Source organism: Stenotrophomonas maltophilia (assembly GCF_003970865.1).
In the GTDB taxonomy this organism is placed as follows: Bacteria; Pseudomonadota; Gammaproteobacteria; order Xanthomonadales; family Xanthomonadaceae; genus Stenotrophomonas; species Stenotrophomonas maltophilia_AR.
This window is the reverse complement of record NZ_RXLZ01000090.1, coordinates 1-14,425: the sequence shown is the minus strand read 5'-3', so window position 1 is coordinate 14,425 and position 14,425 is coordinate 1. Positions and strand designations below refer to the sequence as shown.

At 67.6% G+C, this 14,425-nt stretch carries 11 protein-coding genes; 7 read left to right on the top strand and 4 right to left on the bottom strand.

The window, feature by feature from the left end; all coding sequences use genetic code 11:
* Positions 1-145: 145 nt before the first annotated feature.
* The 3 genes from mfd to EKL94_RS20605 form a co-directional block, all read right to left on the bottom strand.
* Positions 146-3,610 (bottom strand): transcription-repair coupling factor, encoded by a 3,465-nt coding sequence (gene mfd / locus EKL94_RS20615; protein ID WP_126930458.1) that lies wholly within the window; start codon positions 3,608-3,610, stop codon positions 146-148.
* A 149-nt stretch (positions 3,611-3,759) separates the two neighbouring features.
* A complete protein-coding gene (locus tag EKL94_RS20610; protein WP_004150340.1) occupies positions 3,760-4,305 on the bottom strand; it encodes a GNAT family N-acetyltransferase in 546 nt (181 codons plus the stop codon).
* 95 nt (positions 4,306-4,400) lie between these two features.
* Positions 4,401-5,258, bottom strand: a complete 858-nt coding sequence (locus tag EKL94_RS20605) for a 23S rRNA (adenine(2030)-N(6))-methyltransferase RlmJ (RefSeq protein WP_126930457.1) — start codon at positions 5,256-5,258, stop codon at positions 4,401-4,403.
* 35 nt (positions 5,259-5,293) lie between these two features.
* Between EKL94_RS20605 and creB the strand changes: the two genes are divergently transcribed.
* From creB to EKL94_RS20570, 7 genes are all read left to right on the top strand, one after another.
* On the top strand, positions 5,294-6,019 hold the full coding sequence (gene creB / locus EKL94_RS20600; protein ID WP_126930456.1) for a two-component system response regulator CreB: 726 nt from the start codon (positions 5,294-5,296) through the stop codon (positions 6,017-6,019).
* 3 nt (positions 6,020-6,022) lie between these two features.
* On the top strand, positions 6,023-7,483 hold the full coding sequence (gene creC / locus EKL94_RS20595) for a two-component system sensor histidine kinase CreC (protein ID WP_126930455.1): 1,461 nt from the start codon (positions 6,023-6,025) through the stop codon (positions 7,481-7,483).
* Between the two features lie 81 nt (positions 7,484-7,564).
* Entirely contained in the window at positions 7,565-8,884 is a 1,320-nt protein-coding gene (gene creD / locus EKL94_RS20590; protein WP_126930454.1) for a cell envelope integrity protein CreD, read from the top strand.
* Positions 8,885-8,894: 10 nt separating this feature from the next.
* Entirely contained in the window at positions 8,895-9,305 is a 411-nt protein-coding gene (locus EKL94_RS20585; RefSeq protein ID WP_126930453.1) for a hypothetical protein, read from the top strand.
* Between the two features lie 142 nt (positions 9,306-9,447).
* Positions 9,448-11,025 carry a M20/M25/M40 family metallo-hydrolase gene (locus EKL94_RS20580; RefSeq protein WP_126930459.1) on the top strand — a complete coding sequence of 526 codons (1,578 nt, stop codon included), beginning with the start codon at positions 9,448-9,450 and terminating at the stop codon, positions 11,023-11,025.
* 154 nt (positions 11,026-11,179) lie between these two features.
* Positions 11,180-12,583, top strand: coding sequence for a glutamate--tRNA ligase (gene gltX, locus EKL94_RS20575; protein ID WP_126930452.1), 1,404 nt, complete (start codon positions 11,180-11,182; stop codon positions 12,581-12,583).
* 34 nt (positions 12,584-12,617) lie between these two features.
* Positions 12,618-13,109, top strand: a complete 492-nt coding sequence (locus EKL94_RS20570; RefSeq protein WP_004150412.1) for a Fur family transcriptional regulator — start codon at positions 12,618-12,620, stop codon at positions 13,107-13,109.
* 111 nt (positions 13,110-13,220) lie between these two features.
* Here the strand turns inward: EKL94_RS20570 and EKL94_RS20565 are convergent, their stop codons facing one another.
* Positions 13,221-14,234, bottom strand: coding sequence for an HlyD family secretion protein (locus EKL94_RS20565; protein ID WP_221767989.1), 1,014 nt, complete (start codon positions 14,232-14,234; stop codon positions 13,221-13,223).
* Positions 14,235-14,425: the final 191 nt, after the last annotated feature.

Here is a 14,425-nt window from a genome sequence, read left to right as displayed (position 1 = left end):
TTGCGTGCTGTCTAGGTGGGTTGTTGTGGTTTTGTCGTGTGTTGTTGTTTTTTTTTTTTGAGGCACGCGGGACCACGCAGGCTCACCCGGGGAAAGTCCGCGGGCGGGTCCAAGGGGTAAAAGGGAACGGTGTTCGGGGGGGCGATCAACCCGGGGCGAGGGTGGTCAGAAGGGCGCGGGCCGCGTTGAAGCGGTCTTCCGGCAACGGCAGCGGGTGCTTGATGCGCAGCTTGTCGGGCCCTTCCATGGTGTAGAGGTTCGGTTGTTTCTGGATCAGCTGGATCACCGCCATCGGATCGATGTTCGGCTTGGACTCGAACACGATGCGGCCGCCGTTCTCGCCCAGGTCCAGCTTGCGGATGCCCAGCGTGTTGGCTTTCAGTTTCAGCTCGGCGATGGCGAACAGGTGCTTGGCTGCATCCGGCAGCAGGCCGAAGCGGTCGATCATCTCCACCTGCAGCTCGCGCAGCGCATCGCTGTCGCGCGCGCTGGAAATGCGCTTGTACAGGGTCAGGCGGGTGTGCACGTCCGGCAGGTAGTCTTCCGGAATCAGCGCCGGCACATGCAGCTCGACTTCGGCGCCGCGCACTTCCTCGCCGGCATCCAGGTCGGGCAGCTTGCCCTGCTTGATGCTGCGCACCGCGCGTTCCAGCAGCTCGGTGTACAGGCTGAAGCCGACCTCTGCCATCTGCCCGCTCTGGTCTTCGCCGAGCAGCTCACCGGCACCGCGGATCTCCAGATCGTGCGTGGCCAGGGTGAAGCCGGCGCCGAGCTCGTCCATCGAGGCGATTGCTTCCAGGCGCTTTTCCGCATCCGGGGTGATCGATCGGCGGTCGGGCGCCACCAGGTAGGCGTAGGCGCGGTGGTGGGAACGACCGACACGGCCACGCAGCTGGTGCAGCTGGGCCAGGCCGAAGCGGTCGGCGCGGTTGATGATGATGGTGTTGGCGTTGGGGATGTCGATGCCCGACTCGATGATCGTGGTCGACAGCAGCACGTTGAAGCGCTGCTTCTGGAAATCCAGCATCACCTTTTCCAGCTCGCGCTCGGGCATCTGCCCGTGGGCGATGCCGATGCGCGCCTCCGGCACCAGCTCGGACAACTCGCGCTGCATGCGGCCGATGCTTTCCACGTCGTTGTGCAGGAAGTACAGCTGGCCACCGCGTGCCAGCTCGCGCTGGAAGGCTTCGCGCAGCAGCGCGTTGTCCCACTGGGTGATGAAGGTCTGCACCGCCAGCCGGTTCGGTGGAGGCGTGGCGATGATCGACAGGTCGCGCAGGCCGGCCATGGCCATGTTCAAGGTGCGCGGGATCGGCGTGGCGGTCAGGGTCAGCAGGTGCACGTTGGCGCGCAGCGCCTTCAGCGCTTCCTTCTGGCGCACGCCGAAACGCTGCTCCTCGTCGACGATGACCATGCCCAGGTCCTTGAACTTCACGTCCGGCTGCAGCAGGCGGTGGGTGCCGACGATGACGTCGATGGTGCCGGCGGCGACCTTTTCCAGCTCGGCCTTGATCTCCTTGGTGCTCTTGAAGCGCGACAGCACCTCGACCTTCATCGGATAGTCGGCGAAGCGGTCGCGGAAATTGCGGTAGTGCTGCTCGGCCAGCAGCGTGGTCGGCACCAGCACGGCCACCTGCTTGCCGGCACTGGCGGCGGCGAATGCAGCGCGCACGGCGACTTCGGTCTTGCCGAAGCCGACGTCACCGCAGACCACACGGTCCATCGGCTGGCTGCTGGCCAGGTCGCGCAGGGTGGCGTCGATCGCGGCCAGCTGGTCCGGGGTTTCCTCGAACGGGAAACCGGCCGCGAACGGCTCGTACATCGCGCGGTCCACCTGCAGGGCCAGGCCGGCGCGCGCCTGGCGGCGGGCCTGGATCTCCAGCAGCTCGGCAGCGACGTCGCGTACTTTTTCGGCGGCCTTGCGCTTGGCCTTGCTCCACTGCTCGCCACCGAGCGAATGCAGCGGCGCGGTTTCCGCTGAAGCGCCGGAGTAGCGGCTGATCAGGTGCAGCTGGGCGACCGGCACATACAGGCGGTCGCCCTTGGCGTATTCGATTTCGAGGAACTCGCCGGGCATGCCGCCGACGTCCATCGCGATCAGGCCACGGTAGCGGCCGACGCCATGGTCTTCGTGCACGATCGGCGCACCCTCGGTCAGTTCGCCGAGGTCGCGGATGATCGCTTCCGGCTCGCGGCCGGCACGACGCGTGCGGCGGGTGCTGCCGGCGCGCTCGGGGAACAGCTGGCGCTCAGTCAACACCGCGATGCGCGGATCGTCCAGTGCGAAGCCATCTTCCAGCGGCGCCACCGCGATCGCAAAGCGCGCATCGTCGGCGAGGAAGCTGGGCAGGTCGGCCACCACCGGCGGCTTCAGCTCGGCGGCCTGGAGCACTTCCAGCAGGGCCTCGCGACGCCCGGGCGAATCGGCGGCAATCAGTACCCGGCCCGGATAGTGGCCGAGGAAGGATTTCAGCGCGTCGCCAGCGGGGGCCTCGCGCGCGGCCACCGGCAGCGGCGGCAGCGGCTGGTCACCCAGCGCATGGGCATCGGCGATGCGTGCGTGGTCAGCCGACCACACCTCGATGCGCGGGGCATCGTTCAGGCGCTCGCGCAGCAGCTCCGGCGACAGGTACAGCGCCGACGGCGGCAGCAGCGGCCGTTCCACGTCGTGGCGGCGCTGTTCGTAGCGCTCACCGGTCTGCGCCCAGAACGCCTCGGCGGCTTCGCCGGCACCGGCGCAGACCACCGGCAGGCTGCCGTCGGGCAGGTAGTCGAACAGGGTTGCGGTGCGCTCGAAGAACAGCGGCAGGTAGTACTCGACGCCGGCCGGGGCCAGCCCGGACTTCAGATCCTGGTACAGCGCGCTGCGCCGGGTATCCACATCGAAGCGCTCGCGCAGCGTGGCCAGCACGCGGGCGATGCTGGCCTCGTCCATCGGCACTTCGCGGCCGGGCAGCATGTGCACGGACTCGACCTTGTCCAGCGAACGCTGGCTCTCCGGGTCGAAGGCGCGGATCGAGTCGATGTCCTCGTCCAGCAGTTCGACGCGCAGCGGCTCGTCGGCGCCCATCGGGAACACGTCAAGCAGGCCGCCGCGCACGGCGAAGTCACCCGGGTCCATCACCTGCGGCACGTTGCGGTAGCCGGCGCTTTCCAGGCGGCGCTTCTCGGCCTCCAGATCCAGGCGCTGGCCGACCTTCAGGTCGAAGCTGCCACCGATTACATAGCTGCGCGGGGCCAGCTGCTGCAGCAGGGTCTGCACCGGCACGATCACCAGGCCGCGCTTCAGCGCCGGCAGGCGGTGCAGGGCGGACAAACGCTGCGAAATGATGTCCGGATGCGGGCTGAAGCGGTCGTAGGGCAGGGTTTCCCAGTCCGGGAAGGCGACCACCGGAAGGGCCGGGTCACCGCCGAGCAGGGTCTGCAGGTCGGCTTCAAGCTGGTTGGCGCCGTGGTTGTCACGGGCGATCACCAGCAGCGGCGCGTCGTGCGCACGCGCGGCCTGGGCCAGGTACCAGGCCAGGGCGGTCGGCGAGGCGGGGGCGCGCCACCAGGCGCGGAGCTGGCCGGCGCGCGGCAGCGGCGGGGCGGGGTATGAGGTACGCGACATGGACCCCGGATTTTAGCAGAAGCCTGATCGAAGCCCGCTGGGTCGTGACGGCCGTTTGCCGGCAGCCTCATGTGCCGTTGGGGTATCGCAATGCCGGCCAGCGGCCGGCACTACCGGAATGCATCGCCGGGCCACACCCGGCGCATCCCTCAGTTGTCCAGTTCCAGCACCATCCGTACCAGGCCTTCGGCGCCGGTCGGGTGCGGCACCGGCTTGAAGCCCAGCGAGGCGGCCAGCTGCTTCATCGGCTCGTTCTCGGCGGCAACGTCGCCGTACAGGCGGTCCAGGTACTTGCCGCGGCCCCACTTCACCAGCTTGCGCATCAGCTGCCGGCCCAGGCCCTGGCCAATGAGGAAGCGGCTGATCAGGATCGCGTACTCGGCTTCACGGGTACCGGGGATGATCGAGGCCCGGGCGACCGCGCCGACCACCGCTTCGCCAGCGGGCAGGGATTCGGCTGCGACCAGGGTGATCTCGGTCTTGGGATTCGGGTGGGTCAGGCGCTGGGTGGTTTCCGGCGACAGCTCGGTCACCGCCTGCAGGAAACGATCACGGATTTCTTCCGGCCCGAACAGGCTGAACGCCGCTTGCAGCGGTGCGCCATCTTCCGGGCGGATGGGGCGGATCAGCAGCTCGTGGCCGCTGGGAGCCTTGAAGATCTCATGCCAGGGCGGCATGCGGTTGCGAGTGGCCATACCGGGTGATTCCTTGGTGGTCCATCGATTGTGGCATCACCGGGGCTGCATTCCGTGAACGAAAGGCTCACGGCGGTACAGCCTCGTGAAGGCCGTTATTCGGGGGCTTTGAGCCAATCCAGGCGGGTGCTGGCCCCAGGTTCGCCCAGGTGCTGGCGCAGCGCCGGCAGGGCCGGGCCGACCACCCGGTCGAACTGCCAGGGCGGGTTGAGCAGCAGCATGCCGCTGCCGTTGAGGCGCAGCGGCGAGTCGTCCGGGCGCACCAGGAACTCGATCGTCATCGCCGACTTGACCGGCAGGGCAGTGGCCTTGCGCAGGAAATGCAGGATGGTGCGGCGCTGCTTGATCGGGAACCAGACCGCACAGGTGGCCTGCGGCCAGCGTGCCAGGGTCTCGGCCAGGGCGGCCAGCACGGCCTGGTACTCGGCGTCCTGCGCCTCGTACGGCGGGTCGATCAGTACCAGGCCACGACCGATCTTGCTGCCGTTGAACTTCGGCGGCAGCAGCGAGCGCAGCAGGGCGTAGCCATCGCCGGGGCGCACATCGACGCGGCTGTCATGGGCGAACAGGGCCTTCAGCGTGGCCGTTTCGGCTTCCTGCAGCTCGCAGACCGCCATCCGGTCCTGCGAGCGCATCGCCTGTGCGCTCAGCAGCGGCGAGCCCGGGTAGTTGGTCATCGCGCCCACCGGGTTGTCGGCCTGTACCGCCTTCAGGTAGCGCTCGACCACCTCCGGCAGCTTGGGCTGGGCCATCAGCCGCATGATCCCGGATTCGGCCTCCAGGGTCTTGCGGCTCTCTTCGCTGGCCAGCAGGTAGCGGCCAGCGCCGCCGTGGGTGTCGAGCACGAAGAACGGGCTGTCCTTGCGCTTGAAGCTGTCGATCAGGGCCAGCTGCACGATGTGTTTGAGCACATCGGCGTGGTTGCCGGCGTGGAAGGCGTGGCGATAGTTCATGGGCGGCAGTGTACGGGGCGGCGGCCGCAGCGGCTATGCTGCGCGCCATGACAGCTCCCGTTGCCCATGTCCTGGTAGTCGAGGACGAAGCCGCCATCGCCGAAACCGTGCTCTATGCGCTGCGCAGCGAGGGCTATGCCGCCAGCCACTGCCTGCTGGGCGGGGAGGCGCTGCAGCGGCTGCAGGCCGGGGATATCGACGTGGTTGTGCTGGACGTGGGCCTGCCCGACCTGGGCGGTTTCGAGGTCTGCCGCCGGCTGCGCGCGCAGCCCGGGCCGGCGGCGCAGTTGCCAGTGATCTTCCTGACCGCCCGCAATGACGAAGTGGACCGGGTGCTGGGCCTGGAACTGGGCGCCGACGATTACATGACCAAACCGTTCTCGCCGCGCGAACTGGTGGCGCGGGTGCGAGCGCGCCTGCGCCGTGCTGCACCGGTCATTGCAGCGCCCGGCGCCGATGCAGGCTGGCAGGAACATGGCGCCTTCGCCATCGACCGCGAAGGCCGGCGCATCCGCTTCCGTGGCCAGGCACTGGACCTGACCCGCTACGAGTACGCGCTGCTGGAGGCGCTGCTGCAGCGCCCCGGAGCCATCCTCAGCCGTGCCCAGCTGATGGACCGTGGCTGGGACAGCAGCGCCGACAGTGCCGACCGTACCGTCGACACCCATGTAAAGACGTTGCGCGCCAAGCTGCGCGCGGCCGGTGCCAGCGACGACCCGATCCGCACCCACCGTGGCCTTGGCTACGCGCTGGAGGTCTAGCCGATGCGCCTGGTACTGAAGCTGTTCCTCGGCTTCTTCCTGATCACCGGTATCGCCGCGTTCTTCGTGATGCGCGTGTTCGTCAACGAGGTGAAGCCCGGTGTGCGCCAGGCGATGGAATCGACCCTGGTCGACGCCGCCAACGTGCTGGCCGAGATGGCGGCTGCCGACGTCAAGGACGGCACCATCCGCAGCGGCAGCTTCACCCGCAACCTGGCCAAGGCGCGGCAGCGCGACCTGAAGGCGATGGTCTGGCGATTTCCCAAGCGCTCGCTCGATTACCGGGTGACCATCACCGATGCCAAGGGCATCGTCATCTACGACTCGCTGGGGCGAGACCTGGGGCGCGACAACTCGCGCTGGAACGACGTCTACCGCACTCTGCGCGGTGAGTACGGCGCGCGTTCCAGCCCCGAGATTGCCGGCGAAGAGGGCGACACGGTGATGCATGTGGCGGCGCCGGTCTATGACCCGGCCGATGGGCGCACCCTGATCGGCGTGCTCAGCCTGGCCCAGCCCAACCGCAGCATCGATCCGTTCATTGCTGCCAGCCAGCGCGCCATCATCGAGCGCGGCGCGTGGTTGATCGGGTTGTCGGCGCTGGTCGGCGTGCTGGTGACGATGTGGCTCACCACCGGCCTCGGCCAGCTCAGCCGCTATGCGCGCGCAGTCACCGCCGGCGAACCGGTGCCACCGCCTCGGCGGCGACGCGACGAGATCGGCGATCTCGGCCAGGCACTGGAAACGATGCGCCGCAAACTGGAGGGCAAGGCCTACGTCGAGCAGTACGTGCAGTCGCTGACGCATGAGATGAAAAGCCCGCTGGCAGCGATCCGCGGCGCCGCCGAGCTGCTGCAGGAACCATTGCCGGAGGCCGATCGCGTGCATTTCGCGCGCAGCATTGTCGACCAGCAGGAGCGGCTGACCGAGACCATCGACAAGCTGCTGGCGCTGGCCGAAGTGGAACAGCACGGCTGGCTGCAGACCCGCGACCGGATCGCGCTGCCGGCATTGCTGGCCGATGCGGCCGCTGCCGCGCAGGTGCGCGCACAAGCGGCGGGCGTGCAGGTCCGCATCGGCAGCGTGCCCGACCTGCAGGTGCAGGGCGACGGCTACCTGCTGCGGCAGGCGCTGCACAACCTGATCGACAACGCGATTGCCTTCTCGCCGTCCGGCGCGGAGGTCGCGCTGCAGGCCGAGGTGGACGGGCAGGGCGTGCGCCTGCAGGTGGCCGACCGTGGCGCCGGCATCCCGGACTATGCGCGCGAACGGGTGTTCGAACGCTTCTATTCGCTGGCGCGCCCCGGCAGCGGGCGGCGCAGTTCCGGCCTGGGCCTGCCATTCGTGCAGGAAGTCGCGCGCCTGCACGATGGGCGCGCCAGTGTCGACGTCCGCGAGGGCGGCGGCACCGTGGCCAGCCTGTGGCTGCCATTGGGTGCGCCGGGCCAGCGCCCGCGCCGCTGACTTCACACTCGCTTCAAATTCGCCACAAACCCTGCTCACCACGGCGGTCCATCCTGCAGCCCTCTCCAACGAGGATGGACCATGAAATCCCTGAAGATGCTGCTGAGGTTCGCCATTGTCGGTGGGCTGATCCTGCTGCTGCTGGTGCCGCTGACGATGATCCGCGGGGTCATCAACGAACGCAGCGCGTACCGCGACGAGGCCTTCTCGCGGGTGGCCGACAGCCGCGCCGGTGCACAGCAGCTGGTGGGCCCGGTGCGGGTGGTGCCGTGGGTGGAACGCAAGCAGGTTGAACTGGTTGATCCGCTGGGCGTCAAGAAGACCGAGGTGCAGGTCACCGAGGGGCACTGGCTGCAGATGCCGACGTCGCTGGAGGTGGGCGGCGAGATGCTGCCGAGCCAGCGCGAAGTTGGCCTGTTCAAGGTGCCGGTGTACAGCTGGAACGGCCAGCTGAAGGCGACCTTCGCCGCAGACGACTACCCGGTGAAGGCCGGCCGCAGCTACGGTCAGCCGTATGTGGCGGTGGGCATTTCCGATGTGCGTGGCCTGGTCGGTACGCCGAACCTGCGCGTGGATGGCCAGCAGCTGCGGTTGCTGCCGGGCGTTGGCGCGGCCAGCGAAGTGGGGCGAGGCCTGCATGCACCGGTAGCCGGTTTCGCTGCGGATCAGGGCGGCACGCTGGCTGCCAGCACCGTTGAACTGGAGCTGCGCCTGGATGGCAGCCGCATGCTGTCGGTGGTCCCGGTGGGCGATGACACCCACATCGCGCTGCGTTCGAGCTGGCCGCATCCGTCGTTCAGCGGTGCGTTCCTGCCCAATGAGCGACGCGTCGATGCGCAGGGCTTCGATGCACGCTGGGCGGTGTCCTCGCTGGCCTCCGATGCCCAGCGCCAGCTGCGCAATGACGGTTCGGTCGACTCGCAGGCGGTGACGGTGTCGCTGGTCGATCCGGTCGATACCTACACCCAGGCCGACCGTGCCTCGAAATACGGCGTGCTGTTCGTGCTGCTCACCTTCGTCGGCTTCATCCTGTTCGAGCTGATCAAGTCGCTGCGCATCCACCCGCTGCAGTACCTGATGGTGGGCCTGGCACTGGCGGTCTTCTTCCTGCTGCTGATCAGCCTGTCCGAGCACATCGCGTTCTGGAAGGCGTATCTGGTTTCGGCCGTGGCCTGCATCGGCCTGCAGGCGGTGTACCTGGCCAATGTGCTGGGCCACTGGAAGCGCGGCCTCGGCTTCGCTGCGCTGCTGACCGTGCTGTACGGCGCGCTGTATGGCCTGCTGGTGTCGGAGAACAACGCGCTGCTGATGGGTTCGCTGCTGCTGTTCGTGATCCTGGCGCTGGCGATGTGGGTGACGCGCCGGGTGGACTGGTATGCGCTTGGCGCGGAACTGAAGTAAGGAGCACGCCATGAGCTGGCGCCAGGGATTGCGGCAACGGGCACGGCAGGGCATTCCGGCCCTGCTGGAAGTGGATGCGCTGCTGCAGGCACATGGCGTGCTGGCGGCCCTGCCGGGGGCGCGGATCGCCCCCGGCCTGGTCCGCTTCCAGCTGGCTGCAGTGACCTGCGAGGGACTGCAGGGCAAGGGGCTGGGCTGGCTGCAGGGCGCGCGGCAGGGACGCGGCGCGGTGGCTGGCCGGGTGCCGCGCTACCGGCCATGGAAGGCCGGGGCGGAGGCGCTGGCCGAGATCGGCATCGGCGGCCTGCCCGAGGACTGGCCCGCGCATGCGGCGGTGTACGGCTGCAGCAGCATCGACCGGCGGCACTGGTTGCTGCTGCTGCCGGAGCGGGCGCAGTTGTGGCTGGGGTGGAGTGGGTGATTCGGCTGTTCATCCACGCATGGCGTGGATCTACTGTCGCTGTCCATGACCGATGGGACGGTATCGCCGCGCCCCTGCTGGCTAGACTCGATGGGTTGATGATCGAGCCGAAGGGCAGGGGTGCGATGTGTTGAAGTGGGGCATGCTGGCCGCAGCGCTGGCGATGGGTGGCAACGCAGGGGCGCAGCAGCGCGAGACGGTGGACCTGGACATGGTCAGCCGCATCCGCCAGGAGGCCTTCCACCGTTCGCAGGTGATGGACACCTTCAGCTACCTCACCGAGCGCATCGGCCCGCGCCTGACCAACTCGCCGGCGATGGGTCGCGCCAACGCGTGGACCCGCGGCAAGTTCAACGAATGGAAGCTGGACAACGTCCACGACGAAGCCTTCGACGACTTCGGACGCGGCTGGGAGTTCACCTCGGCCAGCGTGGAGATGCTGGGTGACCGCATCCAGCCACTGCATGCACTGCCCAAGGCCTGGACGCCGGGCACCAAGGGCCCGGTTGAAGGCGAGCTGGTACAGGTCGAGATCAAGAAGCCCGAAGACATCGAGAAGTACCGCGGCAAGCTGCGCGGCAGGATCCTGCTGCTGGGCGAGGCGCGCGAGTACAAGCGCGGCACCGAGGCGGATTCGCATCGCCACGACGCCACCTCGCTGGAGGGCCTGCAGGAGTTCACCCTGCCCAAGGACAAGGACGCCACCGCCGAGCGTGCCAAGCGGGTCAAGGAGTATCAGGAACGCCAGCAGCTGGCGGCCAAGGTCAATGCGTTCTTCGTGGAAGAGGGCGCGCTGGCCTCGATCAGCATCAGCAGCTGGGACAACGGCATCATCCGGGTTGCCGGTGGCGGTTCGCGCAAGGCCGGTGAATCGGTGGGCATTCCCGAGCTGGCGATGATCAGCGAACACTTCAATCCACTGGTGCGCGCGCTGGAGGCCAAGCAGACCGTGCGCCTGCGCGTGGATGTGGCGGCGCGTTTCACCGACGAGGCCGACCAGCCCGGTTACAACACGCTGGCCGAGATCCGTGGCAGCAGCAAGCCCGATGAAGTGGTGATGATCGGCGCGCACCTGGATTCCTGGCACAGCGGTACCGGTGCGGCCGACAACGCGGCCGGCGTGGCGGTGATGATGGAGGCGATGCGCATCCTCAAGGCCACCGGCGCCAAGCCCAAGCGCACCATCCGCGTGGCGCTGTGGAGTGGTGAGGAACAGGGCCTGATCGGCTCGCAGGCCTATGTGGCCAAGCACTTCGGTCGTTTCCCGGAACCCACCGACGCGGCGCAGAAGGCGCTGCCGGCGTCGCTGCGCGAGCCCACCGGCGCGCTGCAGAAGACCCGCGATTACAGCAAGTTCCAGGTCTACTTCAACATGGACAATGGCTCGGGCCGCTTCCGTGGCATCTACGCACAGGAAAACCTGGCGGCGATGCCGATCTTCGAAGCCTGGCTGGCGCCGTTCCATGACGTGGGTGCCACCACCGTGGCGACCCGCAACACCGGCAGCACCGACCACATCAGCTTCGATCGCATCGGCCTGCCGGGCTTCCAGTTCATCCAGGACCGGCTGGACTACTTCACCAACGTCCACCACAGCCACCTGGACACCTGGGACCACGCCGAACCGGAAGACCTGAAGCAGGCCGCGGCCATCGTCGCCTCGTTCGCCTACAACGCCGCAACGCGCGAGCAGTCCTTCCCGCGCAAGGTAGAACCGTAAAAGGGGACGGAGGGGATTAAGTCGTTTCTCCCCTCCGTTTCCCGGTCGCCCCGCCCAGAGGCTGGGCAATCGCGACTTAATCCCCTCCGTCCCCTTTTTCCGTCGGGGGCGGAGGGCTGGTAAAATCGGGGGATTCCCGTTCCTCGAGCCGTCCATGACCTGCCGCACCCGCTTCGCCCCCAGTCCCACCGGCTACCTGCACATCGGTGGTGCCCGCACTGCGCTGTACTGCTGGCTGGAGGCCCGCCACCGTGGCGGCGAGTTCGTGCTGCGCATCGAGGACACCGACCGTGAACGCAGCACCCAGGGCGCGATCGACGCCATCCTGGAGGCGATGGAGTGGCTGGGCCTGGACTATGACGAAGGCCCGATCTACCAGACCGACCGCGTCGCCCGTTACCTGGAAGTGGCCGAGCAGCTGGTGGCCGACGGCAAGGCGTACTACGCCTACGAGACCCGCGAAGAGCTGGACGCGATGCGCGAGGCCGCCATGGCCAAGCAGGAGAAGCCGCGCTACAACGGCGCTGCGCGCGAGCTGGGCCTGCCGCGCAAGGACGACCCGAACCGCGTCATCCGCTTCAAGAACCCGCTGGAAGGTACGGTGGTGTTCGACGACCTGATCAAGGGCCGCATCGAGATCGCCAACAGCGAGCTGGATGACATGGTCATCTTCCGCCCGGACGGCTACCCCACCTACAACTTCGCGGTGGTGGTGGACGACTGGGACATGGGCATCACCGAGGTCATCCGCGGCGACGACCACATCAACAACACCCCGCGCCAGATCAACCTGTACGAAGGCATCGGCGCGCCAGTGCCGAAGTTCGGCCACATGCCGATGATCCTGGACGAGCAGGGCGCCAAGCTGTCCAAGCGTACCGGCGCAGCCGACGTGATGCAGTACAAGGACGCCGGCTACCTGCCCGATGCGCTGCTGAGCTACCTGGCCCGCCTGGGCTGGTCGCACGGTGACCAGGAGCTGTTCAGCCGCCAGGAACTGATCGAGCTGTTCGACGTGAAGGACTGCAACTCCAAGGCCTCGCGCCTGGACATGGCCAAGCTGGGCTGGGTCAACCAGCACTTCCTGAAGACCGAGGACGTGGACGCGATCGTGCCGCACCTGGTCTACCAGCTGCAGAAGCTGGGCCTGGACGTGGCCGCCGGCCCGGCCCCGGCGGACGTGGTGATCGCCCTGCGTGAACGCGTGCAGACCCTGAAGGAAATGGCCGAGAAGGCCGTGGTCTGGTACCAGCCGCTGACCGAGTACGACGAAGCCGCCGTGGCCAAGCACTTCAAGGCCGGTGCCGAGGTGGCGCTGGGCAAGGCCCGCGAGCTGCTGGCCGCCCTGCCGGAATGGACGGCCGAATCGGTGGGCGTGGCCCTGCACGATGCGGCTGCGGCGCTGGAAATCGGCATGGGCAAGGTCGCCCAGCCGCTGCGCGTGGCCATCACCGGCACCCAGGTCAGTCCTGACATTTCCCATACCGTTTACCTGGCCGGCCGCGAGCAGGCCTTGAAACGCATTGATGTGGCCATCACCAAGGTAGCAACGGCCTGAGGCATCCTTGCCAGGCCCGAACCGGAGAACACGCATGCCCGCCAAGACCGCCACTGCCTGTACCGCCCCGCACCACCACGTCCACGACGCATCGGATTTCGTGGCGGTGGTCGAGCGCGTCTCGCGCGAACGCGGGCTGCGCCTGACCCCGATCCGCGCCAATGTGCTGAAGCTGATCGCCGAGGCCGGCAAGCCGGTCAAGGCCTACGAGCTGCTGGAGTGGGTGCGCAACGGCAAGGGCGTGGGCGCTGATGCCCCGCCCACCGTGTACCGCGCCCTCGACTTCCTCATGGCCAATGGCTTCGTGCACAAGCTGGAATCGGTGAATGCCTTCGTGGCCTGCCACCATCCCAGCAGCGCCGCGCATTCGGTGCCGTTCCTGATCTGCAACAGCTGCCACAGCGCGGTGGAACTGGAAGACCGCGAGATCGTCACCCAGCTGGAGAAGCGCGCCAAGGAGCTGGGTTTCCAGCCGCAGGCGCAGACCCTGGAAGTACACGGCCTCTGCGCGCGCTGCGCCGGCTAATGCAACGGTAGTGCCGGCCGCTGGCCGGCATTCTGGAAACGGGGTCAGATCCCTTTGCGATTGGCAAAGGGATCTGACCCCGTTTCATATCGGCGCGACAGGGCCCGCGTCCTAGTCCATCGGCTTGGAGCGGGTATCCACCCGCACGATCACCGACATGCCGGGGCGCAGCTGCTTTGCCAGCTCCTGATTCCCATTGATTGAAATCCGCACCGGCAGCCGCTGCACCACCTTGGTGAAGTTGCCGCTGGCATTGTCGGGGCGCAGCACGCTGAACTCCGACCCGGTAGCCGGTGCGATCTCTTGCACGCGGCCCCGCAACACCTGGCCCTGGAACGCGTCCACCGAGAACGTGGCTGGCTGGCCGATCGCCATCCCCCAGGTCTGGCCTTCCTTGTAGTTGGCCACCACCCACAGCGTGTCGGGTACCAGGAACAGCAGCTGCGAACCGGCGGCGACGTACTGGCCCACGCGCACGCTCGCTTCGCTGATCTGGCCGTCGCGCGGCGCGTGGATCACCGTGTTGGCCAGATCGATGCGCGCCAGTTCCAGCTGCGCCTGCGCGCTTTCCACCTGGGCCTCCAGGCTCTTGCGCGCCACCTGGGTCGACACCAGCGTTTCCTCGGCGATGCGGATCTGTGCCTGCGACTGCTGCACGCTGGCCTGTGCCGAGGCCTGGGTGGTGCGGAACTTGTCGCGGTCGTTGATCGATACCAGCTGCTGCGCGGCCAGCTCCTCGTAGCGCTTGGTCTCGTTGCGCGAGCGCTGCAGTTCGGCTTGCCCGGCTGACAACGTAGCCTGCGCGGAGGCAATCTGCGCACGGTTCTGCGCCTGCGACTGGTCCGAATTGGCCAGTGCTGCGCGTGCGCTGTCCAGCGTCGCCTGCGCCTGGGCGACACGCTGCGCGTAGATGCGGTTATCGATGCGTAGCAGCGGCTCGCCCTCCCTTACGTGCTGGAAGTCCTTCACCAGCACTTCGGTCACGTAGCCGTTCACCTGTGGCGCCATTACGGTGATCTGTCCGCGCACATAGGCGTTGTCGGTCACCATCACGCTGCTGGTGAACGGCCACAGGTGCCAGGCGCGCAGGATCAGCGCAATGCCCAGCAAGGCCACCACCACCATCACCACCACGCTGCGCGCGCTCTGTCCCTTATACCCATCTGACGCTGCCGCCGACCTTCCGCGTGGGAAGCCCCGGTGTCGCCCCACCCGTTGCAACAACAACAACAACAGCGTGTGTTCAGTCGTGACTAGAGAGATGACGAGACAGTACAAGATACCATAAGTGTGACGAACGACTCAACCATACCAGA

Coding starts and splice junctions, on each gene's coding strand:
- mfd (WP_126930458.1), bottom strand. CDS start 3,610: ATGTCGCGTACCTCATACCCCGCCCCGCCGCTGCCGCGCGCCGGCCAG.
- EKL94_RS20610 (WP_004150340.1), bottom strand. CDS start 4,305: ATGGCCACTCGCAACCGCATGCCGCCCTGGCATGAGATCTTCAAGGCT.
- EKL94_RS20605 (WP_126930457.1), bottom strand. CDS start 5,258: ATGAACTATCGCCACGCCTTCCACGCCGGCAACCACGCCGATGTGCTC.
- creB (WP_126930456.1), top strand. CDS start 5,294: ATGCTGCGCGCCATGACAGCTCCCGTTGCCCATGTCCTGGTAGTCGAG.
- creC (WP_126930455.1), top strand. CDS start 6,023: ATGCGCCTGGTACTGAAGCTGTTCCTCGGCTTCTTCCTGATCACCGGT.
- creD (WP_126930454.1), top strand. CDS start 7,565: ATGAAATCCCTGAAGATGCTGCTGAGGTTCGCCATTGTCGGTGGGCTG.
- EKL94_RS20585 (WP_126930453.1), top strand. CDS start 8,895: ATGAGCTGGCGCCAGGGATTGCGGCAACGGGCACGGCAGGGCATTCCG.
- EKL94_RS20580 (WP_126930459.1), top strand. CDS start 9,448: ATGCTGGCCGCAGCGCTGGCGATGGGTGGCAACGCAGGGGCGCAGCAG.
- gltX (WP_126930452.1), top strand. CDS start 11,180: ATGACCTGCCGCACCCGCTTCGCCCCCAGTCCCACCGGCTACCTGCAC.
- EKL94_RS20570 (WP_004150412.1), top strand. CDS start 12,618: ATGCCCGCCAAGACCGCCACTGCCTGTACCGCCCCGCACCACCACGTC.
- EKL94_RS20565 (WP_221767989.1), bottom strand. CDS start 14,234: ATGGTGGTGGTGGCCTTGCTGGGCATTGCGCTGATCCTGCGCGCCTGG.